Below are 22817 nucleotides of genomic sequence, written 5' to 3'. Positions count from 1 at the left end.
GGCGGCGGCAGCCGCAAGCCGTTGCTGGGAGTGCGGCAGATGGACCCCGTCGCGGCCGGCGCCACGCTGCAGCTCGTGGACGCCCGGGCGGCCGCATGAAGTGCGTCGACTGCAAGCACATGACATCCAGCGCGAACAAGGACATGGCCAGGCAGGGCTTTTCGCAGTGCGACAAGGATCCGGCCGGCCATACCTACCTGAGCCCGCGACGGGACCGGAAATGCAACCTATCGGCGCCGGCCGCGCCGGAAGACATCGAGAAACGCATCGCCTTTTTGGAGAAGAGGAATGGGTAAGAAGCAGGAACAGCAGCAAGTAACGCCAGAGCAGGTCCTTGAGGTGATGGAGCCGGCCACCTGGTACTTCACCGCTGATATCGCCGACCACCTGGGCCGGACGCCGATGTCGATCGTGGAGGTCATGAAAAAGATGCGGGGCCAGGACCTGTTCGAGATCGGCCAGGCCAAGGGGCGGACGGTGTACCGGGTCAAGCCACCTCGGCAGGCTGCCGGTCCCCGCTACCTGGCCCCGATCAAGCCGCTGACCGGGTACGACCCTGGCGCGCACATGCGCTTGTGCAATGGCGGCCGCAAGGCGGAAACGGGGATGGCATGAACTGCAAGCCTGGGGATTTGGCCTATTTGTCGAATGAGTGCGTGCAGGCTGGCGTTGTAGTCGAGGTGCTCGCTGCCGTGCCGGGCGAGTTGCCGACCTGGCGCTGCCGGTCACGCACGCCGATTTCCTGCACGCGGGCATTGACCGGCAAACAGGAGATGTCGACCAGTTTCGTCGTAGAGGATCGCTACCTGCGCCCGATCAGCGGCGTGCCGGTCAAGGATGAATGCGAGGACGAGGTGACCGCTTGAAGGACTGGACCGGATCCTCGCAGCGCACATGCGATTTGATGCTGCGCTGGCGCGCGAGGGGAAAGAGCGAAGCAGGGCGCTCGAATCGAAGTACTACGGCTGGGGCGGCGACCCGGCCAACCACGTTGAATTTGAATCAGAACTGCGCCGCCGGGAGGCGGTGAGGAAGGCAAAGCGCCAGGAGCGCAAGGGGATACGATGAACGAGCGGATGAGTGACAAGCAGGTGGACGCGTATTGCGAGGACTGGATGAACTGGTGCTACACGCGCCGGTTCTACCTGCAGCCTGGTGCCCAGGGCGTGCTGGCGCGCCTGCAGCCGAGCAAGACCGGCGAGCCGCCCAACGCCCGCAACAGCCCGGACATGCAGTTCTTCAACATGGCCATCCACATGCTGGGCGAGATGAGGGAGCACGCCGAGACCTTCGCCTGCTTCAAGCTGATGTACGTGGAACAGGCAGCGCATATCAAGCAGCAGGCCTCGAAGCTGGAGATCAGCCGTAAGACCTATTACAACCGGGCCCGGGCCTTCGCCCGGCGGGCCGTCTCGATGTCACAGAGCCTGAAGGCGGCGACGGAGAAGATGCGCCAGGAAAAGGAGGAAGAAGCGGTCGTCGATTAGTGTGTAAAAAAAATTACACAAAATAGCTCTACAGGACGTTACACATTTGGGGCTAAAATACGCCTCAATTTGATAGTCTCGAAAACTGTCAGCAGCGATACCTGAGCGGATGCATTGGCGGCGGGGCCACTTTTCAGATAGGATTGGGCCCCGCGCTTCCTCTCAAGTATCGGCAGAATCAAAGCCTCGCCCGGAAACGGCTCGGGGTTTTTTTATGTCATGTCCGGCGATGAGGAAAGTCTGAGCGAATTAAGTCTTTCTTGAACTTTTTGATCAACTGCGATCATGGCGTTGATTTCGCGAAGACCTTGCATGGTCTTAATTTCTTCAGCGAGGGTACGACGATATTCTTTGGCTACGGTATGAGATGCACTGAGCAAGCCGCCTCTAGTGAAAGAGGCCCTTTCAGCGCGATCGCAATCTTTGCCAAGATTTTCTCTCATCGTCAACACGCTTATTTGCGAAATTTCGTCTGCGCAGGTCTCTTTCAGTTTATCGAGGTTAGCAGTCGCAATTTGTAAGACCTCATCGCCGAATAGAATGGCTACTTCCTTGGTGACTATCTTGCCCTTGTGTATGGCGTCGTTCCTCAATCCGGACTGGTTTGTGCTGAGAATTAACGGCAGGACTTTGTAATGTTGCGTCCATGTAAATATAAATGCGCCTAACTGTCTTTCAGATTGTTTCTGAACTTCTTTCCAGGCAGCTTTGAATTGCACATCCGAGCCTGTTGTTTTGAGCATTAACGTGCGAATTGCGAACTCGTAGAATCGCTCAAGGCTTGCCGCAAATGCGGAGATCGCTTCCCGGTAGTAACCGTCCACTATTGCATTTATTGCGATTTCAAACAGAACTTCGAACTTGTGTTGTTGCAAAACCGTCAGGCCGTGATGCCCTTTTTTGCATTCATATTCGTACACGCCTGAATCATTAAATTCAACTTCTGAGAATTCAACCTGCGGGTGGCCGGTATGTCTGGCGCAAGTCGTGCAAATGTTGCCGATTGATATTTTCATCGTTGCTTTCTCCCTTTGCTATAGGGTTTAAGTTTCAAGCGACGGCTAGCTCCAGATTTTTTCCTAACGCGGCCAGCGCTTCCTCAATGCGATCGATCTTGGTTGCGTGCTTCAGATCGACCAGGCGGTTCACTTCCTGGCGGGTGGTATCCAAGCGGCGGGCCAGCTCGCTCGGTGCGACCTTCTGGGAGAGCATCTCATTGAGCAGCAGTACCTTGCTGGCGACGCTGGCCGGAAGCGCCACCAGGTGCTCGCCGCGTTTCGCGCTCGATGGCGCCGGCACCTCGCGCTTTTCGTCGAAGTAGACCTCGATCGCGCCCAGCAAGACGTCGGCCGCCATGGCCAGCGCCTCGGCTTCGGTATCGCCCTGGGTGATCGCTTCAGGGATGTCGCGGAAGGTGACCACGAAGCCGCCGGCCTCGGTGTCGGGTTCGAAGTGTGCGGGGTATTTCATCATTGCCTCCAATTTGTATCCTACGATACAAAGTCTAGTGCCAAAAAAATGCGGTGAAGCCGCGAGCATCAGCGGACAGCCCCTTTCGGGGCCATCCTCACTTCAGGTTTAGTTGCTTCTTCACACCCTCGACAAGGCCCGTCTTCAGTTCCTTGCTGGGGTGCCTCGGTAGGAAGCTCGTCTTGCCGTTCAGTTTGACCTTCGTGTGGTTGGTACCGTCTTCGAATGTCGCACCTTGCTGCCTGAGCCACCTGACGAACTCGCTCTGCTTCACCGCACCTCCTTTCGTTTGATTCAGCAAAGCCAGGGTAATCAAAAATGATTACGTGTGCAAGATATTTGTAATCATTTTTGAGTACATTTTTAACGTCTCCATCGGCCTCGGTCGACCTGCCGCCTCCGGGCGGCTTTTTTATTCCTGCAAGAGTGCCGGTTCGCTGGCTAAGCGCGCATGAGAGCGACGGCTTGTGCAGGGATGCTGGCTTTCATCACCCGCTAGCCGCTTCACTCGGGAATAAGGGCGGCAGACCGCTGACGTAGAAGGCCTGACTCCTTCCGCAGAGCACCGCGTTTTCGATGGCGCGGGCGGCGGTCATTTGAATTGAATCCATGGGAAAGACCAAACAGCCGCAGGCCAGCCGGCCGTTGCCGCCTCGGGAGCTGATCGAGGAGGGCATGAGCGATGCTTACGTGCCCGCGCTGGATATCCCTGATTGGGTGTCGGCCAACATCTTGGCCGCCGGCGCGCCGCTCCACAATCCCGACCACGCGCACCTTGAGTTCGCCGACATCGCCTTCCTATGGGCTGCCGGCGGGTTTGTGAAGGCCGGCCGCACGGTACTGGGCCAGTGCGAGGAAGTGACCTTCCGCTGTGGACCTTGGCAGAAGGGGCGGCAAGAGCAGCAGATGATCCACTGGTTCAGGCGCGTGCCCGGCTACTTGATCACGCTTGACGCCATGTACGTGCAGAACTGCTCTGACCTGGAGTTCTGCGCACTGGTGGAGCACGAGCTGTACCACATCGGCCAAGAGACAGACGCGTTCGGGCAGCCTGCCTTCAAGAAGGACGGGCAGCCCAAGCTTGCCATCCGTGGGCACGATGTCGAGGAATTCACAGGAGTGGTCAGGCGCTACGGAACGTCGGCCGATGTTGCCCGGATGGTAGAGGCAGCAAAGAACGCGCCGGAGGTGGCGAAAATCAACATTGCGAGGGCTTGTGGCACATGTCTGCTGAAGGCGGCTTGACCTTGACAGACCCTTGACGGAAGGCAACCAATGGCGGCACTCAAGGACGAGGTAAAGGCCTTCATCGTGCAAGCCCTGGCGTGCTTCGACAAGCCATCGCAGGTTGTTGCATCGGTCAAAGAGCAGTTCAAACTGGACGTCACGCGTCAACAGGTGGAGAGCTACGACCCGACGAAGTACGCTGGCCGTTCGCTGAATATCAAGTGGCGGACGCTGTTTCAGGACACGCGCAATCGCTTCCGGGAAGAGACGGCCGAGATCGGCATTGCCAATCGGGCCACCAGGTTGCGGCTGCTGGATCGCATGGCAGACAAGGCTGAATCGAAGGGCAATCTACCGCTGGCGATGCAGATCATCGAGCAGGCGGCCAAGGAAATGGGCGACGTCTATGTCAATCGCCGGCTGGATAGCCCGCATGCGTTGCCTGTCAGCCCAGAGGCTGGGATGCCGTCTCGCCCTGAATACGTTTTGAGCCCCGACGAAGATGTCCCAGACAAGCCGATTCTCTGACGGACCGGTTGCGCTGACGCCGAAGCAGGCGAACATCTATACATGGGGCTGGCAGCCCAAAGCCCGTTTCCGTGACGCGGTTTGTGGTCGCCGATTCGGCAAGACGTTCCTCGGGAAAGCTGAGATCCGGCGTGCCGCGCGCCTGGCCGCCGCGTGGAACGTCAGCGTCGAGGATGAAATCTGGTACTGCGCGCCGACGTTCAAGCAGGCCAAGCGTGTCTTCTGGCGTCGCCTCAAGCAGGCGATACCGCAAAGCTGGCGAGCGCTCAAGCCGAACGAGACGGAATGCTCGATCACCCTGAAGTCAGGGCACATCGTGCGCATTGTCGGTCTGGACTCTTACGACAACCTTCGCGGCTCGGGCCTGTTCTTCGCGCTTGTGGACGAATGGGCGGACTGTCCTTACGTTGCATGGGAAGAAGTCCTGCGGCCAATGCTATCGACTTGCCGCTATTACGTGGACGGAGAGCTGCGTATCGGCGGGCATGCCTTGCGCATTGGCACGCCAAAGGGCTTCAACCACTGCTATGACAGCTACCTGGATGGTCAGGCAGGCCGTGAGCCGGACCATAGGAGCTGGCTGTACACCTCGGTGCAAGGCGGCAACGTGCCCGCCGAGGAAATCGAAGCGGCTCGCCGCAAGATGGATCCGAAGACCTTCCGGCAGGAATACGAAGCCAGCTTCGAGAACTATCAGGGCGTGATTTATTACTGCTTTGATCGGCGCCACAACCACACCGACGATCTGGTCAGACCTGCACGTGCTGGCGAGTCTGCAGACGTGCTGCACATCGGTATGGACTTCAACGTCAGCCATATGGCCGCCATCGTGTGCGTGATTCGGGAGGGCTTGCCGCGCGCGGTCGACGAATTCACAGGCGTGTTCGATACGCCAGCCATGATCGAGAAGATCAAAGAGCGGTTTCCTGGGCATCAGATCACGGTCTATCCAGATGCGTCTGGTCAGAATCGAAAAACATCCGACGCTAGCGAATCCGATCTCTCCCTGTTGCGTAAGGCGGGATTCACGGTGGTGGTCGATTCGGCCAACCCGGGCGTGAAAGACCGCATCAACAGTGTCAACGCCATGTTCTGCAACACCGCCGGCGAGCGCCGGTTCTTGGTCAACACGAATCGCTGTCAGAAGCTCACTTTGAGCCTTGAGCGTCAGATCTACGACGAGAAGGGTCAGCCGGTGAAGGACAAGAAGGGCGAAGAAAAGAAGGGGTTTGACCACCCGAACGATGCCGTCGGCTACTTCATCGTGAAGCGCTGGCCGATCAGCAGCAACCAAATGCGAAAAGTTTCGATAGGCGGAGTGTAATGAGCGTCAAGTACCAGCATCCTGACTACGTGGCCATGGCGCCGCTGTGGAAGCGCTGCCGCGATGCCGCCGCCGGGCAGAGCGCGGTGCATGCCGCGCGCGAGGAATATCTGCCGCGCCTGAAGGATCAGGACGACAAGGCCTATACAGCCTACGTGATGCGCACGCCGTTCTACGGCGCGACGTGGCGTTCGATGGCTGCCATGCTGGGTTTGCTGTTCCGCAAGCCGCCGACGATCACAGCGCCCGATGCAGCCAAGGACCTTTTGGCCGACGTGACCTTGTCCGGCTCGCCTCTGGAGGTGTTGGCGAAGACCCTGAGCGAGGAAGCGATCACGGTCGGCCGTGTCGGGCTGTTTGCCGACTACCCAGAGGCGGCACCTGGCACAACGCTGGCTGACGCCCAGCGCCAGAAGCTGCGACCGTCCCTGGCCATGTACTGCGCCGAGTCGATAATCAACTGGCGTTTTGCGAAGGTCGACAACACGTACCAGCTGACCCTGGTGGTGCTGGTCGAGCAGCGTCTGGACCGGGTCGACGAGTTCGAAGACAAAGCCGTGACGCAATACCGTGTGCTGGACTTGGAATCGGCAACCGACGGCAGCCACCACTACCGCGTGCGCGTTTTCGAGGTGCAGAAAGATCCAAACACCGGGATTGAGCGAGACGTCCAGATCGGCCCCACGGTCTACCCGACTATGGGCGGCAAGAGCCTGACAAGCATTCCGTTCTGGGTAATGGGCGTGGACGACCTGACGCCGACATGCGATCTGCCGCCGCTGATTGACCTGGTCGACATGAATTATTCGCACTACCTGACCAGCGCGGACTATGAGCACGGTTGCCACTTCGCCGGCTTGCCGACACCGGTGGTGAGTGGCTACGCGCCGATAAACGGGCCGAACGGTGAGCCGCCTGAAAAGCTGTACATCGGGAGCGCCACGGCCTGGCTGTTCCCGAATCCTGACGCAAAGGCGTCCTACCTCGAATTCACAGGGCAGGGCCTCGATGCGCTGGAGAAGAACCTGACGCGGAAGGAAAACCTGCTGGCCATCCTCGGCGCCCGCATGCTGGAGGCGCAGAAAAAGGCGGCCGAGGCGGCGGAAACGGCCGGCCTGCATCGTGCTGGCGAGAATTCTGTCCTGGCCAGCACCGCGCAGACGCTGTCGACCGGCATCCAGAAGGCGCTGGTCGTGTTTTGCGAGTGGGCCGGCATCACTGGCGAGGTCGTGTTCAGCCTGAACCGCGATTTCTTCCCGATGCCGATGACGCCGGAGCAACTGACGGCCCTGGTACAGGCGCTGCAAGGCGGCGCCATCAGTTTCGAGACGTTTTTTGCCCAGTTGCAGGCGGGCGAGGTCATCGTGTCGACCCGAACGGCGGAAGAGGAAGACGCCGCCCGCAAGAAGGACACGCCGGAGCCGTCCAAGACGCCAGAAGCGGTCGAGTAGCGGCTCCCGCACGTCCCAAATTTGCTTTCAAGCCCGGTTAGGCCGGGCTTTTTCACATCCGCGCGGCCAGGCCGCTTATTCAACCATCCCAAGGGGATAAACCATGCATCTTTCCGTCAGCAAGCTCCTCAAGCACCTCCTGTTCAATTTCTTCCGCTTTCACGTTGCAGGCGATGGCGGTGGTGGCGGCTTGGAAATCACTCCCGAGATCCAGGCGGTCATCGATGCTGCTGTTGCAGACGCAACCAGTGGCCTCAAGACCAAAAACAGCGAGCTGCTGGGCGATCAGAAGAAGCTGAAGGATTCGCTCAAGGCCTTCGAAGGCATCGATCCTTCGGCCATGCGCGAACTGATGGCAAAGCTGGAAAACGACGATGAAGCCAAGCTCATCGCCGCCGGAAAGCTCTCCGAAGTCATCGACAAACGTACCGAAAAGCTGCGCACCGCCTCGGAGCGTGCCGTTCAGGAAGCCAACGACAAGGTCGCGGCAGCCGAAAAGCGCGCCAGCGCATTCCAGGGTCGTGTCCTCGATGACACGATCCGCGCAGCTGCGTCCACGGCCGGCCTGCATCCGCATGCCATCGAGGATGCGCTGTTCCGTGGCCGCTCCATGTTCTCGCTGGATGAAAGCGGCAAGGCCGTCCAGTTGGATGACGGTGGCCAGGTGGTGCTAGGCAAGGACGGCAAGACCCCGTTCGCGCCCGCCGAATGGCTGGAGAGCATGAAAGAAGCAGCCCCGCACTGGTTCCCGACCGGGAGCGCTGGCAGCGGCGGCGGAAATGGCGGCGGCCCCAAGTTCGCCGACGGCAACAAGAAAATCACCCGTGCTCAGTTCGATTCGCTGCCGCCTGCCGAAAAGGCAAGCGTCGGCCGCGACCCGAAAGTCACGATCACGGATTAACAGCAATTTTTCCCCTGAAAGGCCTCAAACATGGGCGCTCTTACCCTCACCAATCTGATTCCAACCATCTACGAGGCGATGGATGTCGTCTCGCGCGAGCTAGTTGGCTTCATCCCTGCCGTGTCCCGCGATTCGTCTGCGGAGCGCGCGGCCTTGAACGAAGTCGTGATGTCGCCAGTGGTTGGCGCAATGGCGGCAGAAGACCTGCAAGTCGGCGCCTATGCTGCGGATACCCCGAACCAGACTATCGGGAACGTCGCGATGACCATCGATAAGGCGCGCTCGGTTCCTTTCGGCATCACCGGCGAGGAAACCAAGGCCTTGCAGAACGGTGGCACGCTGGCCGTGGTGAATCGTGATCGCATCGCCCAAGCGCTGCGCACTCTGACCAACGAGGTGGAGTCCGACCTGGCCGGGCTGCACATCGCCACCTCGCGCGCCTACGGCACTTACAACACGACCCCCTTCGGTACCGCATCCGACCTGTCCGACTTCGCGCAGTCGCGCAAGATTCTCGACGACAACGGCGCGCCGCAATCCGACCTGCACCTGGTCCTGGGCTCGACCGCCGTCGCGAATATCCGCGGCAAGCAGTCGGGCCTGTTCCGCGTGAACGAAGCCGGGACCGATGATCTGCTGCGTCGCGGCTCACTGGGCGACGTCGAAGGCCTGCAGCTGCACAACTCCGGCCAGGTGAAGAAGAACGTCACCACCGGTACCGCAGCTTCGGCCACGACCAACACTGCTGGCTACGCCGTGGGCGCCACCATCATCACATTGGCTGCAGCCGGCACCGGTACTGCCATCGTCGGCGACATCGTCACCTTTGCAGGTGACAGCAACAAGTACCTGCTGGCTGCTGGCAATGCCAACGTGGCCGCCGGTGGCACCATCACCCTGCAAGAGCCTGGTCTCCAGCAGGCCATCCCGGCTGCCGCAACCGCTGTGACCATCATCGCGGCCACGACCCGCAATATGTTCTTCCATCGTTCGGCCATCCAGCTGGCCACCCGCGCGCCAGCCATGCCGGAAGGCGGCGATGCGGCAGATGACGTGATGATGGTCACTGATCCGGTGTCCGGCATCACCTACGAGTTCTGCATCTACCGCCAAAAGCGCCAGGTCCGCTACGAAGTGAACTTGGCCTGGGGCAAGAAAATGGTCACTCCGCGCCACTCGGGCACATTGATCGGCGCCTAATTCACGCGCGGTCATAAATTCAAGTTGTACCAAGAGGGAGGTGCTTCGGCATCTCCCTTTTCCATTACGGAGAAGAAGATGGAACAAGTCGAAACCATGAAGGTGAAGTCGAGCGATTCCGCCACTCAAGGTGATTTCGTGTTGATCAACAAATCGGACTTCAATGCCGAGGTGCACGAACTGTTCGATCCCAACGGCGTGACCAAGAAGGCGATGAACGTGGAAGAAATAAAGGCCGCCTTGGCCGCCAAGAACATCGTAATTCCCGACGGCGTTACCAAGAAGGCCGATCTGCAGGCGTTGCTCGACGCAGCCAATCAAGAGAACAAGTAACCGCAGTACCTACCAGGGCACGAGACTATGACCACCACCAAGATTATCAGCGCTGGCGAGCACGCGACGCTCACCTTGCAGGAGGGCGATGCGTTGAACATCGTGCCGGCGGCGGGCGGTGCTGGTATGGCGTACCTGCTGGACGACGCAGCCGGCCGCGGCAACTCGTTGCAGAGTTGGACGCTAGCGGCTACGACGCTCCAGCAAATCGGTCCGTACCAGGGCATTCGCCGCGTGCGTATTACCTGCTCCAGCGGATCCATTGTTGCCACCACGCTGCCGGCGATCCTCAATCTCCCGCAGATCGTGGTTTCCTCCGCAGCGCCCAACAACAATGACGGCCGGCCCGACGGCACCCTCTACGTCCAGACCGCACCATGACCCTGAAAGTCAAGAAATCCGGCGCCTACGCGGACGCTGTCGGCGCCTTCGTGAAGAAGGCCGGCGTCTATGCCGCGGTGGCCGGCATCTTCGCGATGTCGGGCGGCATCTACAAGAACGTCAGCGCTGCGCCGACCGTCAAGGCTGCGCCGGTGATCAACAGCTCGCCGAAGGTCTTCGAGCAGCTTGACGCGACGCCTGGCACCTTCACGGGGGCAGACGCGGTCATCACTGGTGTGTTCTCGAACGGTGTGCAGGTCGGCACATTGCCGTACCTGGTCATGCCGGCTGACGTGAACAAGGTGTTCACGCTGACCTCGGTGGGGACGAATGGAGCGGGATCGACCGCGGCGCCGACGGCAGCAGGCACGAACTGCCAGCCAGTGCTGTCCGGCGCGAAACGGGTCACCCTCCCCATCGGCCGGGGCGTGCTGGGCACGAACAACTACCGCACGGCCCGGTGCAGCGACTCATCCAACGTCGCCCTGACCGATCTCTTTGTCGAGGCCGTGAACGCCTACGTCGACGCCGCAGAGCAGGCCGCGTCGCAGGAGAAGGCGGTAGGCAATACCGTCACGTTCCGCACGAACATGCTGATCGGGACGACCGGCAGCGGTTCGAACCAGTCTGGCGCGACGATGGTGTCGTTCACCTGGTTCAAGGCCGCCGCTGGCCAGTATGGCTACCTGCGGAAGCTGGATGGATCGCCGGCAACCGGTGCTGAGTTCCTGGCCAACGGCGGGACTATCTCCAGCGATGGTCTATCCATTGGCATGCCGAGTGGTTTTCGAGGCTTTTCGGACCGTGCAATCGGCAGCGTGTTGCCGGCGAACACGCGGTACCTGATCCAGCAGGAGATGACGGCGCCGGTCGGCCAGTATGTGCCAACCGGAATCATTGCGTCGAATCGCGCCGACCTTGGCGACATGATCAAGGATGGGGCCGCCGCCGGGCTGTATATCGGCCTGAAGGACTGGTCTGCCATCGGCCCGACCACGGGGCAGGTTTCGAACACCGTCAGCAACGTCTACGGTACGGGCGCTTTCGGCAAGAAGCTGGTTTCGGTTGATGGCGACAGCATCGCGGCCAACAACAGCGACCGCAACCCATCGCCGGCCGGCGCCATTTATGGCGATGCTGACGGCGCGCTGGCTTTCGCCAACCGGGCGCTGAATCTCGGTGGCTATAGTTGGACCCGCTCGGCCGTGGCAGGGGCGAATGCGCGGACGCCCGCACTCTACGGTGGCTATGCGCAGCGCGCCCTGCAGGGGCAGTTCGCCGACGCATCGATCACGAACATGATCGCCAACAACAGCAGCTTGGTCTGGGATGACCCGCGTCCCGGCTACGGGCTGTTGGCTACGCAACGGGATCACTGGGCGAAGATTCGTCAGTGTCGGAAGGCGCCGGACCTGCCTTTGATCGCTACGACGCGCACGCCCGGCGCCACGTCGACCGATCTGTGGGTCACGACCGCGAACCAGACGGCCACGATGGGCCCAGGTATCACCGACTACAACCCATTCCTGCGTGCGGGGGTATTCACCGCCGCCGATCCCACGGGATGCTTCGACATCTTCCAGCGGATCTACGACGGCGCAGCGGCCGCCGGCTTCAATGACGTGGTGCTGTATAAGGTCCCGTGCAACGGCGTCGCGCAGGCTGGGTATTTCGATTCGACCCACATGCAGGCGGTAATTCATGCCTACGTGGCGGTATATTTCGCCGCCGAGCTGCCGGGCCTGCTTGGTTTCTAGCCAGGCCAGGTGCCGGCGGCGCTGACTTTTCGAGGATCGACATGGCTTTATCCGAAGCCCAAATGACCGACGTGCGCCGGTACATGGGCTACCAGTTGGCCGGCAACAGCATGCCCATCACCGATGACAACGACCTGGTGTACGGCGCCTTCGGCATGGTGACCATGTCGCTGCATCGGCGGCTGACTACGCTCACGCAGAGCGAAGAGCAGGTGCTGACGGCCAATTTTCTCGGTCGGCTGAACGAGCTGGAAGCCGATATTTACGGCGCACGCGAGAACCTCGACACCGACGAGGCAGCCGTCTGGAAGCACAACAAGCAGGAAGTGGGCGACCGCTTCGGGCTGTACAACCGGGTCCGAATGGAGCTTTGCCGATTTATTGGTTTCAGGCCGGGTTCTGGTTTAGCTGGAAGTGCCTCGGTGTCTCTTGTAAGGTCGTAAGTTTGTCGCGACGAGTTTCATTGCCGATAGGGGAGCTGGCTTCGGCAATATTCTATATCTCTGAATTTCTGATGTTCGAGAAGGAATCGAATTTCATTTTTCAGGTTCGAGCATCTGTCCATAGCAGTTCTTTTGTCGCTCTCGGTCATTAATGGATGCTCGGAAATAGAGTGATCAATTGCGGTTAAAGTTTTGTCGGGCGCGCATGTGCTGAATATTCGGATGTAGTCGCGTGAAAACTCCTGGGACTCTTGCAGCATCGTTGACAGTCGTTGACGCTCTTCACCATCGGGCAAATCCTTCATTCGGTCGGATTCGGACTCACGCCGACTGATTACGATATCGGACCACATAGCAGGCGTTGCGCCGGCTAAGCTGCGGACTTCGAATGTCACCCATGGCCAGAGAATTCTACGGATTGTAGGCCCGTCAGTTTGCAGGCCTTGAAGTGTACTCCGTATGGCTTCGGACAATTTTGCCGATTCGGTCAACGATCTTATCTGCTCATAGTCGCCGGTTCGCAGGGAAACCAAGGTGGAAAGTGTCAGCTCTGTGACGTCTCTAAGCTTATCCAACGCTATTTGCGCCTTATCGATAGTGTCATCAAGTTTTCTGATCTTGGCTTCAATACCAAAACCCTTCAGCAGTTCGAACCGATGTAGCGTCGACGCGAAAAGAAGGATTATTCCCGCACCGATACATGAGGCCGTCAATGCAGCGTTGTCACGGAATATTGATAATAGGCCAGCGATGAGGGCAATCAAGCCGGCTACGGTTAAAACTAAGTCCACCACGAAAACTTGGAGCTTGCGAATCGCCTCAGTTATGGTCATCTTTCCCCCTGTTTTTTTGGATTTCAAATATACCACTGGCGGCGGTTTCAACTTGAACCTGGATACCTGATGGACGCCCTGAAGCTGCAAGACAAGATTTACAGCGGCTACGCGAAGGCCGCCAAGCGCCTGGGCCTGGTCTACACCCAGTTCCGGCCGGCTGGCACCGGCAACCCGCTGGCCACGGCCGCCGGCACGCTGAACGCCGCTTTCAACGCCGAGGACATGACCTACAAGCGGCCGGACCGCTACGGCGACTCGGTCTGGTATGGGCTGTTCGACGGTCGGCTGACCCAGCCAGGCGATTACCTGGTCAACGGCACGACGATCTACTTCATCGCCAGCCAGCAGCTGCACCTGCCAATCCAGTGCGTGCAGTGCAACCGCCGGATCCGGCTGACGCGCATGCCGGAAAGCAGCGCCGTCGGCGCCGGCGGGTACCGCGGCAACTGCGCGGCCGAAGCAGTGGACGTGCTGGGCGCCGAGGGCTGGCCGGCGTCGGTCCTGCTGAAGGGGCGCATGGAAAATACCGGTTCGAACCTGCCAGGCGCGACCAAGAACGTCGGCTGGCAGGTCCTGCTGCCGCCGTCGATCCCGATCATCATCAACGCCAGCGACACGCTGATCGACGACCTCGGACGCCGGTACGCAGTGCAGGGCGCCGAGCAGACCGATATGGGCTGGCGTCTGACAACGGTAGAGGAACATCTGTAATGGCCGATTTCACCGACGTTGCGAACACTCTGGTCGGCCTGATTGCCGGGATCGTGTACCCGGAGGGGACGGCGGCGCCGTCGATCACTGGCGTGCCGGTCAAGGTCTATCAGGGCTGGCCGGACGTGGTCCAGATCGGCGCCGACATGAAGGGTGGCATCGTCAACATCTCGGTCTTCCCGACGCCGACCGAGCGGATCCTGCCGGCGCGCATGATGGAGTGGCAGGAACTGGCGGTCGTGCCGGCCACGGTGACGCTGGCAGTGACCGGGTCGACCGTCACGTTCGGCGGGGCGGCGGCGCCGGCCCAGAACATCGCGGTGCTGGTGGACAACAAGCCCTACGTCTATGCCGTCCAGGCGAGCGATACCCTGGCCAGCATCGCTACGGCACTGGCGACCCTGATCAGCGCCGACCGCGCGGCGTCGAGCGTCGGGCCCGTGCTGACGGTGTCGGGCGCGAAGTCGATCATCGCCCGCATCGGCACGGAAGGCACGAGCATTCGCGAGCTGATGCGGCTGGAGAAGGTGTTCCAGGTCTCGATCTGGGCGAACTGCTTCGATCAGCGCGACCCGCTGGCGGCTTTGCTGATGCCTGCGCTGGCCGCTGCCTACCGCATCGAGCTGCCGGACGGCACCCAGGGCACCGTACGGTACCGAAGCAGCGCCCAGATCGACGACCTGCAGAAGCAGGGCGTGTACCGGCACGATCTGCTCTACGCCGTCGAATTCGCCGTGACGCATGCGCTGCAGGCGGTGCAGGTTGTCACCGAGCAAACAGCCGTCTCGGTCGTGCCGCTGCCCGGCGGCGCGCCGGTTGGCCAAATCATCATCAACACATGAGGCAACTATGAACCTTGTCGTTACCCACGCCTTCGGCGACTACCAAGTCGGCAACCAGATCAGCGACGAGCAGACCGTCGCCGAGATCCTAGCCAGCGAGCAGGCGCAGTTTGTGGTCAAGGTGGCCAGCTCGGCGCCTGAGTCGCCATTCGCGCCCGCGAAGAGCAAATAAGCGCTTCACCACCCATACCTATCCCCGCCCAGTGCGGGGATTTTCGTTTCAGGCCCCGTAACAGGGGCTTTTTTCATTGGAGGCTTCAATGCCAGTTGTGCAACAAGGCCAGATCAATGCGACGGCATTGGTAGTCCCCGATTTGTACGTGCAGATCGTGCCGCCGCAAGTCGCTTTGCTGAATGGCGTCCCGACCAACGTGCTGGGCATCGTGGGCACCGCCACCTGGGGCCCGGTCAATGCGCCGTCCATCGGCGGCTCGATGGCCGATTATGCCCGCATCCACGGCCAGATCCAGAACCGCAAGTACGACATGGGCACGCAGGTTGCCGTGGCCGTGCTGCAGGGCGCCGCCAATTTCCGCTTCGTGCGCGTGACCGACGGTACCGACCTGGCCGCCACCGTAGTCGTGCAGGCATCCTGCCTTACCCTGACCGCCAAGTACACCGGCACCACCGGGAACGCCCTGCAGGCCACGCTCGGCGCCGGCAGCCAGGCCAATACCTCGCGCATCACGCTGGCACTGCCCGGCTACCAGCCGGAGGTCTTCGACAACATCCCGGGCACCGGTAACGCGCTCTGGGTCAACATGGCCGCCGCGATCAACAACGGCAATGGCGCGCTGCGCGGCAAGTCCGACCTGGTCGTGGCCACGGCCGGCGCCGGTACCGCAGCCCTGGCCGCCGCCACTGTCACGCTGGCCGGCGGCACCGACGGCGTCACCTCGATCACCAGCTCGGTGATGCTGGGCGTGGACACCGCGAACCGGTCGGGCATGTACAGCCTACGCAACACCGGCGCGTCGATCGCGCTCCTGGCCGACCTCGACGACTCCACCAGCTGGACGACGCAGGTCTCGTTCGGCCTGTCCGAGGGCATCTACATGGTCGGCGTGGGCCCGGCGGGCGAAACTATCACCAACGCCGCCAGCGTCAAGGCGACCGCCGGCATCGACAGCTATGCGTTCAAGCTGCTGCTGGGCGACTGGATCTATTGGCTGGACACAGTCAACGGCCTCACTCGTCTGGTGTCGCCCCAAGGCTTCGTCGCCGGCCTGATGTCGAACATGTCGCCAGAGCAGTCGTCGCTGAACAAGCAGCTCTACGGCATCGTCGCCACGCAGCGCACCATCCAGAACCGTGTCTATTCGGGCGCCGAGCTGCAAGTCCTAGGCCAGGCCGGCATCGATGTGGTCACCAATCCGGTTCCGGGTGGCAACTACTTCGGCGCGCGCTTCGGCCACAATACGTCGAGCAACGCGGTCACCAACGGCGACAACTACACCCGGATGACGAACTACATCGCCTATACCCTGAATGCGGGCATGGGCAAGTACGTCGGCAAGCTGCAGTCGGTGCAGAAGGATGATCCGACGCGCTCGGCAGCCAAGGCGACAGTGGATTCCTTCCTGGCTGGCATGAAGCAATCCACCAGCGGCACCGGCCTGGGCATGATCGACGACTTCTCCACCATCTGCGACCTGAGCAACAACTCGGTGGCGCGCATCAACACCGGCTACATGCAGATGGACGTGAAAGTGAAATATCTGTCGGTGGTCGAGAAGTTCCTGATCAATCTCGAAGGCGGGCAGTCGGTTCAAGTCGCCCGCGTGAGCACCGCAACGGCATAACTGCCATCAATCACACCAAGCCGCCTTCGGGCGGCTTTCTCATTTGGAGGCTTTTATGTCAGTTGGTGGACAAACCGTAGGCAAGGATATTCGCCTGGTCGTCGTGACCTCGCGCGGCACATTGGATATCCCGCCAGCGGCAATCACAGCGTTCTCTTCGTCGCCCAGCAACGGCGTCGATCAACGCAAGGGATTCGACGGCAAGACACGGACCCTGGTCACGCCAGGTCCATGGCAGGGATCGCTGGATATCGACCGCTTCAACAGTTCTGTCGAGGATTACTGGGCGCAGATCGAGGCGGATTACTACGCAGGTGTGAATACGCCCTATGGGACGATTCAGGAAACCATTCAAGAGCCCAACGGCGGCATCACCCAGTACCGCTACGAAGATGTCGCCCTTGACCTGAAAGACCTGGGCAGCAAGACAGCCGACAAGGCTGTGACGATCAAGCTGGATTTCCACGCGTCGCGCCGCACCAAAATTCAATAATGCCCGGCGGCGCTCCGGCGCCGGCGGCAGTCAATTTCTCCAAGGAAAAACATGTCGAATCAGCCAACAGTCACGATTTTGCCGTCGGAGCAAATTCTCTCAGCCGAGAACGCGGTCCACGTCATCACCGACGAGACGGGGCGTTCTATCTCCATCAAAAAGCCAGGAATTCTGGACCAATTCGACCTGATCGAGGTTCTCGGCGACGCGGCCGAGAACAACGTCTATCGCAGCATGTGCATACCGTTGCTGTACGTGAGCGCCATCGATGGCCAGCCGGTGATGAAGGTCGGCTCAAACGGCGAAATGCGCGCTCTGATCCAGCGCTTGGACGAGCACGGATTCAAAGCGGTACAGGAAGGCATCAAGCAACACTTCACGAAGAAGCCATCGCAAGGGGGCGATGAGGAAGCAATAAAAAAATAGTCGATGACTCCGATATCCGAGAGGCCTTATGGTTGGCGGGTAGCGGGGTGCCGTTCGACCTTGCCTTTTCGATGAATCCAGTCATGCGGAAAGGCTTCGCCATCATCATTTCCGAGCAAAAAACGGGACGAAAGATGAACTGGAATACTCGGAAATTTGAGGATCAGAAACCATGAATTTCGATAGCCCAGGCGCTTTCGCCCGGCACCTTCTGAAATTGGGAGCCCTGCAGCCGGAGGTGGATAAGCATATCGTCGAGAAGTCGGCCGAAGAGGTGCGCCGGACCGCCGCCGGCATGATCGGCCAGTACCAGGGAGCGATCGGGCCCTATCCTAAATGGGAAGAACTGGCCGACAGCACCGAGCAGGAGAAGAAGCGCCTCGGATATTCGCTTGAGGCGCCGTTGCTGCGGACTGGCGACTTGAAAAAGAGCATCAAGAAGACCACCGAGGGGAACAGCGCGGTGGTCGGATCAGCCGACAAGAAGATGGTCTATCACGAGCTCGGAACACTCCATATTCCACCACGTCCTGTGCTGGGACCGGCAGCCATGCACAGCAAAAACCGAGTGCACGGGATTGTGGGGCTGACTGCGATGGCGTGGCTCAGCGGCCAGGGCTGGAAGCGGCCGATCAAGAAAGTCAGCGGGTAAGCCACCGTCGATAAAGATCGTACATGCCCCACAGATAGACGATCAGCACCAGCGGAACAGAAAACAGGAACGGCACCGGGATGATGGCCAGCAGCCAAATTAGCGGTGAACCACGCTCCCGTGGCGGCTTCGGTTCGACCTGGCGATAAACAGGGTGTTTCGGATATTGAATCCAAGAAACATGGTGGGCGAGCCATTCGTGTAGGCGTGTCTTGAGCGTCGGCTTGAGGGTGTCCATGGCCCGATCCGGGAAAAATTTCAGTATAGGTTAAATATGATCGACGTCTACGCCATCGGGGTAACCCTGAAGCTGAATGACTTGGTCGCGCCGCATTTGTTCAAGCTGGCCGAGCAATTCCAAAAGATAGACCTGCTGGCGGTGTCGCTCAACAAGTCGCTCAAGACGATCGGCAGCAATACCGCAGGCATCAAGGCGTTGCACGTCGAAACGGGCCTGCTGGATACCAAGCTGGAGCGCGCCAATCAGCAAGCGATTCTGCTGGAACGAAATCTGCGTGGGATCAAGGCTGCGGGTGTCATGCCAGGTAGTTTCGGTCCAGGCGGCTTTGGCCCAGGTGGGGGCGGTGGCTCAGGTGGAACAGCGGGCATCATTCCAGGAATCATCCCGGGCGGGCGTGGTCCCGGCGGTGGGCGAGGCCCAGGTGGTGCCGGGCGCGGCGGCGGCCACGGCGGCGGTATCCATGGCGGCAACGTCCACGTGGGCCCAGGTGGGTTCGGTATCGGTACGGTTGGGATGGGCGTCGGCACCGGCGCTTTGGTGCCGCTGATGGTGGGCGGCGCCACGATCTACATCGGCAACTCTCTCTATCAAGAGGCGAAGAAGCTGGAAAAGGCGCAATACGACTTTGCCAACCTGAACCTCTCGAAGGCCGAAAATGCCGAGGTGCTGAAAAAGTCAGAGGATCTGGCCAGCCTGGTCAAGGGGACGAAGGTCACCGAAAATATGGCGCTGATTCAGGACTTGCACACCGCCACGGGCGATCTGCATCATTCGCTGGACCTGGCCGCGCCGTATGCCACCTATGCCAACGCGGCGAAGATTCAGAACGGTGGCCACGAAGTCGACCGCCTGGTGATCGATTCGATCAAGGCGCTGGAGCACCGCGGTGACCCGGTTATGCAAAACGCCGCCGAACTGGACAAAGAAATGCGCATGCAAAGCCAGGTGCATTTCTTCACGAAGGGCGTCGTGAGCCCTACCGATTATTTTGCCATGAGCCGCACCGGCAAGCTTGCGTATCAACTGGCGTCGCCTGAGTACCTCTACGGGCCCGCGGCTGCGCTGATCTCGGCAAACACCGGCCCGACGGCCGGTACCATGGAAATGACGGCCCTCTCGTCGCTGGTGGGCGGGCATATGGACAAGAAGGCGAAGGCCTTCATGATGGACCTTGGCCTGTGGCAGGAAAAGGTCGACCCGAAGGTCGCGACCTGGCGCCAGCAGTTCGAGAAAGATGCCGACTATAAGAAGATCGTGGCGGCCAACGGTGGAAACCTGATTCAATCAGGCGGGCTCTCGGCAGACAACACGAAGCTGTTCATTGCGGACCGTAACAAGTTCGTGCTGGACGTCCTGATGCCAGCGATCAAGAAGAAATATGGCCTAGACATGTCGAATGAGGAAGTAGCGAGCCTGTTATCGGCGAACTTCAACCGGAACACATCTGCTGACCTCGGCTTCTATGTCACGAACCAGTTGAAGGTGGCGAAAGATACCGCCGGTATCCAGAAGTCCAAGGACTTCCTGACAGCCAACAAGGCCTATATGGAAACGGCTACTGGAGCCGAAGAGAACTTCGAAGCTGCATGGGCGAACTTCAAGACGGAGTTCGGAAAAAGTGTACTGCCGGCAGTGACATCGATGTTGAACACCGGTGCCGAGATCTTCCGCCAGATCACCGAGTTCAACAAGTCGGCGCCCAATCATGCGCTGCCCAGCGGCTGGGACCGGTTCAAGAAAGACCTAGGCATCGGCACCGAGCCTGCAAAGCCACCGCTGACGACCGTTGAGTCTGCTGCACGGTCTGGAAATTCCGGCCAGGCCGGCCATGTGTATATGGATGGCCAGAAGGTCGGCTTCATTGCTGGGAAGTATATCGGCAAGGAAATGGGCCGCCCGCCGACGGGCCCGAACTTCTTCGACGCAACCATGAGCCCACGTCCGGTGGGCGGACGATAAATGCCAGATACCGCACTGTACCTCGGGGATTTCCAGTTCTCTGGAATGGAGGTTCCCGAGCGCATACCGCTGGGCGGGGCGCAATCAATGGTCGTCCACAGGTTCCCGGGTGGCGCGCGCGCGATCCGGACCATGGGGCGCGACGACGATCCTATCGACTGGAACGGCATCTTCACCGGTGGCACGGCGCTGGAGCGCGCCCGGTACCTGGACACGTTGCGCGTCCAGGGCCGGCCGCTGCCGCTGACGTTTTTCGATTTCTCGTACAGCGTCGTCATTCGACGCTTCAAGTTCAACATCGAGAAGGCCTACCGGATCCCGTTCACGATCGAGCTGGAGGTGGTCAAGGACTTCACCCAGCCGCAGGACTCGTTCCCGCTATCGGACTTCGGCACGCCGATCAAGAAGGACTCGGCGGCGTGCAAGGCCCTGGGCGACCTGATTGGCGACCCCACCTTGTCCGAGATGCTGGACACGATGGACAGCGCGATCAACCAGGTGTCGAGCTTCGCCAACGCGGCCCAGGCAACGATCAATTCGGTCATGACGCCGGTGTCGGCCGTACTGCAGCGGGTGAACACGCTGACGGCCAGCGTCACCAACACCATCAACAGCGTCACGACGCTGGGCGGCATCCTGCCGAACAACCCGATCGCGCAGCAGGCGGCGCGGCTGACCGGCCAGGTGACGGCGTTCACTCAATCGTCGGCGCTGTACAGCCTGCAGTCGGCGGCGGGCCGCATTCAGTCGAACCTGAACCTGATCGGCGGCGGCCCGAACGTGCGCACGGTGGCGGCCGGCAGCGGGACCTTGTACGACGTGGCAGCCGCCCAGTACGGCGACGCGCAGCAATGGACGGCCATCGCGCAGGCGAACAAGGTCGTTGACCCGCAGATTAGCGGTATCACCTTCCTGACCATCCCCAACAATCCACAGAGCAGCGGCGGCGTCCTGTCCAAATGATCAATGAAGCGGTAGTTGTCAGCGACGCCAAGGCGCCGCGGGGGATGGTATTTGCCAACGGCGAACGAATCGAGGCCGTGTTGTCTTTCACGGTCGACAACAATTCGTTCTTCCAGGCCGATACCTTCCGCCTGGAGGTGGCAATGTCGCAGCAGCCCGCCGGCCGCAGGTGGGATTGGTGGGCAGTGCAGGAGAACCTGCAGCTGGAGTTCTATCTCGGCTTCCCTGCAGATCCGGATTACTTCACGGCTGCGGAGCTGACCCGCTTTCTGGTGGGGAACGTGGATGATCTGGAGTTCGATCCGGTGCGCGACATCATGTTGTTCACCGGACGCGACCTGACATCGAAGCTGATCGACTACAAGCGCACGATTTCATTCAGTTCCGGTTCGCTGGTGGCTTCGGACATCGTCACCAAGATTGCCATCGAGCGTGGGCTGAAGCCGGTCGTCACGAAGACCCAGGCGGCGGCCGGCAGCTACTACCAGATCGTGAAGGCGCTGGTGGAGACGAATTGCACCTATTGGGACATTGTCACGCGCCTGGCGCAGATTGAGCATTTTCAGGCCTATGTGAAGGGTAACGAGCTGCACTTTGAACCGAGGACCTCGCCCGGCGCTGACCCGTATGTGCTCCAGTGGCAAGAGCCAACCGACCCGAACGGTTTCCCGATAGCCAATGCACCTGCAATGCGCTTCCGGCGCAACCTGTCGATCGCGAAGGACCTGAAGGTGCGAGTGCTGTCCTATGACTCGAAAAAGAAGGCGGTCGTGAATGAGGTGGTCGAGCGCAAGCGAGTCTACAACAAGGTCACCAGCAAGTCGGCCAGGTCGACCGAGCCAGCGCAGGAATACGTCTACAACGTCCCGAACCTCACCGCCGACCAGGCGCGCCAGCGGGCCCAGGCCATCTTGGAAGAGCTGAGCAAGCACGAGATGAACGTCCAGGCCGATCTGCCCGGCGACCTGCTGCTGACGGCCCAGAACATCGTAGCGGTGCAGGGCACCGGGACGGTATTCGACCAAACGTACTACGCCAGCACGATCTCGCGAGCGTATTCGACCGATGGCGCCTTCCGCATGTCGCTGGAGGCGAAAAACCAGACACCCAACACGGCAACCTGATGTTTCTGAGCAACCAAGTGCGCCAGGCGGCGCAATCGCTGAACGGTGACGAGCCGGCGCGCCGCGGCATCGTATCTGGATACGATCCCAACGCCTATGCGGTCAAGGTGCTGCTGCAGCCCGACAGCAACGAGACCGGATGGATTCCGCTGGAAGCGGTATGGGTCGGCAATGGCTGGGGCATGTTCGCGCCACCGTCGCTGGGAGACGACGTCGAGATCAGTTTTCGAGAGGGCAGCGCCTCCGCCGGCATGGCCGGGGGCCGG

At 60.4% G+C, this 22817-nt stretch carries 31 protein-coding genes; 26 read left to right on the top strand and 5 right to left on the bottom strand.

Going from position 1 to position 22817, the window contains the following annotated elements; genetic code table 11:
- Positions 1–95: 95 nt before the first annotated feature.
- From PMI40_RS23765 to PMI40_RS08085, 5 genes are read left to right on the top strand one after another with little or no spacing between them, the layout of a single operon-like run.
- Positions 96–296 (top strand): hypothetical protein, encoded by a 201-nt coding sequence (locus PMI40_RS23765; RefSeq protein WP_008113987.1) that lies wholly within the window; start codon positions 96–98, stop codon positions 294–296.
- Complete coding sequence (locus PMI40_RS08095) at positions 289–615, top strand: hypothetical protein (RefSeq protein ID WP_008113985.1); 327 nt, start codon at positions 289–291, stop codon at positions 613–615. Before PMI40_RS23765 ends, PMI40_RS08095 begins: the two co-directional genes overlap by 8 nt.
- Positions 612–866: a hypothetical protein gene (locus PMI40_RS08090; RefSeq protein WP_008113983.1), complete on the top strand. Its 255-nt coding sequence runs from the start codon at positions 612–614 to the stop codon at positions 864–866. The genes PMI40_RS08095 and PMI40_RS08090 overlap by 4 nt, the downstream gene beginning before the upstream one ends.
- Positions 867–894: 28 nt before the next feature.
- Positions 895–1068, top strand: coding sequence for a hypothetical protein (locus tag PMI40_RS23760; protein ID WP_008113981.1), 174 nt, complete (start codon positions 895–897; stop codon positions 1066–1068).
- Positions 1069–1076: 8 nt separating this feature from the next.
- Positions 1077–1487: a hypothetical protein gene (locus PMI40_RS08085; protein ID WP_040501807.1), complete on the top strand. Its 411-nt coding sequence runs from the start codon at positions 1077–1079 to the stop codon at positions 1485–1487.
- Between the two features lie 212 nt (positions 1488–1699).
- Here the strand turns inward: PMI40_RS08085 and PMI40_RS22930 are convergent, their stop codons facing one another.
- The 3 genes from PMI40_RS22930 to PMI40_RS08070 all read right to left on the bottom strand — a co-directional run bounded on the left by PMI40_RS22930 (position 1700) and on the right by PMI40_RS08070 (position 3231).
- Entirely contained in the window at positions 1700–2503 is an 804-nt protein-coding gene (locus PMI40_RS22930) for a hypothetical protein (RefSeq protein ID WP_008113978.1), read from the bottom strand.
- Between the two features lie 34 nt (positions 2504–2537).
- Entirely contained in the window at positions 2538–2960 is a 423-nt protein-coding gene (locus tag PMI40_RS08075; protein WP_040501806.1) for a type II toxin-antitoxin system HicB family antitoxin, read from the bottom strand.
- A 94-nt stretch (positions 2961–3054) separates the two neighbouring features.
- Positions 3055–3231, bottom strand: a complete 177-nt coding sequence (locus PMI40_RS08070; protein WP_008113974.1) for a type II toxin-antitoxin system HicA family toxin — start codon at positions 3229–3231, stop codon at positions 3055–3057.
- A 335-nt stretch (positions 3232–3566) separates the two neighbouring features.
- Here PMI40_RS08070 and PMI40_RS08065 point away from each other — a divergent pair, with 335 nt between their 5' ends.
- The 10 genes from PMI40_RS08065 to PMI40_RS08020 all read left to right on the top strand — a co-directional run bounded on the left by PMI40_RS08065 (position 3567) and on the right by PMI40_RS08020 (position 12502).
- Positions 3567–4202 (top strand): putative metallopeptidase, encoded by a 636-nt coding sequence (locus PMI40_RS08065; RefSeq protein ID WP_008113971.1) that lies wholly within the window; start codon positions 3567–3569, stop codon positions 4200–4202.
- Between the two features lie 30 nt (positions 4203–4232).
- On the top strand, positions 4233–4712 hold the full coding sequence (locus tag PMI40_RS08060) for a DUF2280 domain-containing protein (protein WP_008113969.1): 480 nt from the start codon (positions 4233–4235) through the stop codon (positions 4710–4712).
- Positions 4687–6036, top strand: coding sequence for a hypothetical protein (locus PMI40_RS08055; RefSeq protein ID WP_008113968.1), 1350 nt, complete (start codon positions 4687–4689; stop codon positions 6034–6036). The genes PMI40_RS08060 and PMI40_RS08055 overlap by 26 nt, the downstream gene beginning before the upstream one ends.
- Positions 6036–7487 carry a DUF4055 domain-containing protein gene (locus PMI40_RS08050; protein ID WP_008113966.1) on the top strand — a complete coding sequence of 484 codons (1452 nt, stop codon included), beginning with the start codon at positions 6036–6038 and terminating at the stop codon, positions 7485–7487. Before PMI40_RS08055 ends, PMI40_RS08050 begins: the two co-directional genes overlap by 1 nt.
- A gap of 103 nt (positions 7488–7590) precedes the next feature.
- Positions 7591–8388, top strand: coding sequence for a hypothetical protein (locus PMI40_RS08045; RefSeq protein ID WP_008113964.1), 798 nt, complete (start codon positions 7591–7593; stop codon positions 8386–8388).
- A 30-nt stretch (positions 8389–8418) separates the two neighbouring features.
- Positions 8419–9588 (top strand): P22 phage major capsid protein family protein, encoded by a 1170-nt coding sequence (locus PMI40_RS08040; RefSeq protein WP_008113962.1) that lies wholly within the window; start codon positions 8419–8421, stop codon positions 9586–9588.
- Positions 9589–9666: 78 nt separating this feature from the next.
- Positions 9667–9921 carry a hypothetical protein gene (locus PMI40_RS08035; protein WP_008113957.1) on the top strand — a complete coding sequence of 85 codons (255 nt, stop codon included), beginning with the start codon at positions 9667–9669 and terminating at the stop codon, positions 9919–9921.
- A 27-nt stretch (positions 9922–9948) separates the two neighbouring features.
- Complete coding sequence (locus tag PMI40_RS08030) at positions 9949–10302, top strand: hypothetical protein (protein WP_008113956.1); 354 nt, start codon at positions 9949–9951, stop codon at positions 10300–10302.
- Positions 10299–12059 carry a hypothetical protein gene (locus PMI40_RS08025; protein WP_008113953.1) on the top strand — a complete coding sequence of 587 codons (1761 nt, stop codon included), beginning with the start codon at positions 10299–10301 and terminating at the stop codon, positions 12057–12059. The genes PMI40_RS08030 and PMI40_RS08025 overlap by 4 nt, the downstream gene beginning before the upstream one ends.
- A 41-nt stretch (positions 12060–12100) precedes the next feature.
- Entirely contained in the window at positions 12101–12502 is a 402-nt protein-coding gene (locus tag PMI40_RS08020) for a hypothetical protein (protein ID WP_008113951.1), read from the top strand.
- 17 nt (positions 12503–12519) lie between these two features.
- Here the strand turns inward: PMI40_RS08020 and PMI40_RS22925 are convergent, their stop codons facing one another.
- Positions 12520–13335 (bottom strand): hypothetical protein, encoded by an 816-nt coding sequence (locus PMI40_RS22925; protein ID WP_051001776.1) that lies wholly within the window; start codon positions 13333–13335, stop codon positions 12520–12522.
- Positions 13336–13404: 69 nt separating this feature from the next.
- On the opposite strand from PMI40_RS22925, the gene PMI40_RS08010 reads away from it, so the two are divergent.
- The 7 genes from PMI40_RS08010 to PMI40_RS07985 all read left to right on the top strand — a co-directional run bounded on the left by PMI40_RS08010 (position 13405) and on the right by PMI40_RS07985 (position 18264).
- Positions 13405–14049, top strand: coding sequence for a hypothetical protein (locus tag PMI40_RS08010; RefSeq protein ID WP_008113948.1), 645 nt, complete (start codon positions 13405–13407; stop codon positions 14047–14049).
- Positions 14049–14891 (top strand): hypothetical protein, encoded by an 843-nt coding sequence (locus tag PMI40_RS08005; protein WP_008113946.1) that lies wholly within the window; start codon positions 14049–14051, stop codon positions 14889–14891. Before PMI40_RS08010 ends, PMI40_RS08005 begins: the two co-directional genes overlap by 1 nt.
- Positions 14892–14898: 7 nt before the next feature.
- Positions 14899–15063 carry a hypothetical protein gene (locus PMI40_RS24255; RefSeq protein WP_008113943.1) on the top strand — a complete coding sequence of 55 codons (165 nt, stop codon included), beginning with the start codon at positions 14899–14901 and terminating at the stop codon, positions 15061–15063.
- 88 nt (positions 15064–15151) lie between these two features.
- Positions 15152–16693, top strand: a complete 1542-nt coding sequence (locus PMI40_RS08000) for a tail protein (RefSeq protein ID WP_008113942.1) — start codon at positions 15152–15154, stop codon at positions 16691–16693.
- Positions 16694–16748: 55 nt separating this feature from the next.
- Positions 16749–17186, top strand: coding sequence for a hypothetical protein (locus tag PMI40_RS07995; RefSeq protein WP_008113941.1), 438 nt, complete (start codon positions 16749–16751; stop codon positions 17184–17186).
- A 51-nt stretch (positions 17187–17237) separates the two neighbouring features.
- On the top strand, positions 17238–17612 hold the full coding sequence (locus PMI40_RS07990) for a hypothetical protein (protein ID WP_008113938.1): 375 nt from the start codon (positions 17238–17240) through the stop codon (positions 17610–17612).
- A 172-nt stretch (positions 17613–17784) separates the two neighbouring features.
- Complete coding sequence (locus PMI40_RS07985) at positions 17785–18264, top strand: hypothetical protein (protein ID WP_008113935.1); 480 nt, start codon at positions 17785–17787, stop codon at positions 18262–18264.
- Here the strand turns inward: PMI40_RS07985 and PMI40_RS23755 are convergent.
- The gene (locus PMI40_RS23755; protein WP_008113933.1) at positions 18254–18502 is read right to left on the bottom strand and encodes a hypothetical protein; all 249 of its coding nucleotides are present in this window, start codon (positions 18500–18502) and stop codon (positions 18254–18256) included. The genes PMI40_RS07985 and PMI40_RS23755 overlap by 11 nt on opposite strands.
- A gap of 36 nt (positions 18503–18538) precedes the next feature.
- Between PMI40_RS23755 and PMI40_RS22920 the strand changes: the two genes are divergently transcribed.
- The 4 genes from PMI40_RS22920 to PMI40_RS07965 all read left to right on the top strand — a co-directional run.
- Complete coding sequence (locus PMI40_RS22920; protein ID WP_008113932.1) at positions 18539–20464, top strand: hypothetical protein; 1926 nt, start codon at positions 18539–18541, stop codon at positions 20462–20464.
- A complete protein-coding gene (locus PMI40_RS07975; protein WP_008113930.1) occupies positions 20465–21427 on the top strand; it encodes a hypothetical protein in 963 nt (320 codons plus the stop codon).
- Positions 21424–22551: a phage late control D family protein gene (locus PMI40_RS07970; RefSeq protein ID WP_008113928.1), complete on the top strand. Its 1128-nt coding sequence runs from the start codon at positions 21424–21426 to the stop codon at positions 22549–22551. Before PMI40_RS07975 ends, PMI40_RS07970 begins: the two co-directional genes overlap by 4 nt.
- Positions 22551–22817: phage baseplate assembly protein V (locus tag PMI40_RS07965; RefSeq protein WP_008113926.1), on the top strand; the 267-nt coding region annotated here is incomplete at its 3' end. The genes PMI40_RS07970 and PMI40_RS07965, both read left to right, overlap by 1 nt.

It is taken from the genome of Herbaspirillum sp. YR522 (genome assembly GCF_000282575.1).
Classification (GTDB): domain Bacteria; phylum Pseudomonadota; class Gammaproteobacteria; order Burkholderiales; family Burkholderiaceae_D; genus Herbaspirillum.
Note: the sequence above shows the minus strand (reverse complement) of the source record. Positions and strands in the feature narration are given on the sequence as shown.

Bases quoted from the DNA above. Each gene is read 5' to 3' on its own strand.
- PMI40_RS23765 (WP_008113987.1), top strand. From the start codon at position 96: ATGAAGTGCGTCGACTGCAAGCACATGACATCCAGCGCGAACAAGGAC.
- PMI40_RS08095 (WP_008113985.1), top strand. From the start codon at position 289: ATGGGTAAGAAGCAGGAACAGCAGCAAGTAACGCCAGAGCAGGTCCTT.
- PMI40_RS08090 (WP_008113983.1), top strand. From the start codon at position 612: ATGAACTGCAAGCCTGGGGATTTGGCCTATTTGTCGAATGAGTGCGTG.
- PMI40_RS23760 (WP_008113981.1), top strand. From the start codon at position 895: ATGCGATTTGATGCTGCGCTGGCGCGCGAGGGGAAAGAGCGAAGCAGG.
- PMI40_RS08085 (WP_040501807.1), top strand. From the start codon at position 1,077: ATGAGTGACAAGCAGGTGGACGCGTATTGCGAGGACTGGATGAACTGG.
- PMI40_RS22930 (WP_008113978.1), bottom strand. From the start codon at position 2,503: ATGAAAATATCAATCGGCAACATTTGCACGACTTGCGCCAGACATACC.
- PMI40_RS08075 (WP_040501806.1), bottom strand. From the start codon at position 2,960: ATGATGAAATACCCCGCACACTTCGAACCCGACACCGAGGCCGGCGGC.
- PMI40_RS08065 (WP_008113971.1), top strand. From the start codon at position 3,567: ATGGGAAAGACCAAACAGCCGCAGGCCAGCCGGCCGTTGCCGCCTCGG.
- PMI40_RS08060 (WP_008113969.1), top strand. From the start codon at position 4,233: ATGGCGGCACTCAAGGACGAGGTAAAGGCCTTCATCGTGCAAGCCCTG.
- PMI40_RS08055 (WP_008113968.1), top strand. From the start codon at position 4,687: ATGTCCCAGACAAGCCGATTCTCTGACGGACCGGTTGCGCTGACGCCG.
- PMI40_RS08050 (WP_008113966.1), top strand. From the start codon at position 6,036: ATGAGCGTCAAGTACCAGCATCCTGACTACGTGGCCATGGCGCCGCTG.
- PMI40_RS08045 (WP_008113964.1), top strand. From the start codon at position 7,591: ATGCATCTTTCCGTCAGCAAGCTCCTCAAGCACCTCCTGTTCAATTTC.
- PMI40_RS08040 (WP_008113962.1), top strand. From the start codon at position 8,419: ATGGGCGCTCTTACCCTCACCAATCTGATTCCAACCATCTACGAGGCG.
- PMI40_RS08035 (WP_008113957.1), top strand. From the start codon at position 9,667: ATGGAACAAGTCGAAACCATGAAGGTGAAGTCGAGCGATTCCGCCACT.
- PMI40_RS08030 (WP_008113956.1), top strand. From the start codon at position 9,949: ATGACCACCACCAAGATTATCAGCGCTGGCGAGCACGCGACGCTCACC.
- PMI40_RS08025 (WP_008113953.1), top strand. From the start codon at position 10,299: ATGACCCTGAAAGTCAAGAAATCCGGCGCCTACGCGGACGCTGTCGGC.
- PMI40_RS08020 (WP_008113951.1), top strand. From the start codon at position 12,101: ATGGCTTTATCCGAAGCCCAAATGACCGACGTGCGCCGGTACATGGGC.
- PMI40_RS22925 (WP_051001776.1), bottom strand. From the start codon at position 13,335: ATGACCATAACTGAGGCGATTCGCAAGCTCCAAGTTTTCGTGGTGGAC.
- PMI40_RS08010 (WP_008113948.1), top strand. From the start codon at position 13,405: ATGGACGCCCTGAAGCTGCAAGACAAGATTTACAGCGGCTACGCGAAG.
- PMI40_RS08005 (WP_008113946.1), top strand. From the start codon at position 14,049: ATGGCCGATTTCACCGACGTTGCGAACACTCTGGTCGGCCTGATTGCC.
- PMI40_RS24255 (WP_008113943.1), top strand. From the start codon at position 14,899: ATGAACCTTGTCGTTACCCACGCCTTCGGCGACTACCAAGTCGGCAAC.
- PMI40_RS08000 (WP_008113942.1), top strand. From the start codon at position 15,152: ATGCCAGTTGTGCAACAAGGCCAGATCAATGCGACGGCATTGGTAGTC.
- PMI40_RS07995 (WP_008113941.1), top strand. From the start codon at position 16,749: ATGTCAGTTGGTGGACAAACCGTAGGCAAGGATATTCGCCTGGTCGTC.
- PMI40_RS07990 (WP_008113938.1), top strand. From the start codon at position 17,238: ATGTCGAATCAGCCAACAGTCACGATTTTGCCGTCGGAGCAAATTCTC.
- PMI40_RS07985 (WP_008113935.1), top strand. From the start codon at position 17,785: ATGAATTTCGATAGCCCAGGCGCTTTCGCCCGGCACCTTCTGAAATTG.
- PMI40_RS23755 (WP_008113933.1), bottom strand. From the start codon at position 18,502: ATGGACACCCTCAAGCCGACGCTCAAGACACGCCTACACGAATGGCTC.
- PMI40_RS22920 (WP_008113932.1), top strand. From the start codon at position 18,539: ATGATCGACGTCTACGCCATCGGGGTAACCCTGAAGCTGAATGACTTG.
- PMI40_RS07975 (WP_008113930.1), top strand. From the start codon at position 20,465: ATGCCAGATACCGCACTGTACCTCGGGGATTTCCAGTTCTCTGGAATG.
- PMI40_RS07970 (WP_008113928.1), top strand. From the start codon at position 21,424: ATGATCAATGAAGCGGTAGTTGTCAGCGACGCCAAGGCGCCGCGGGGG.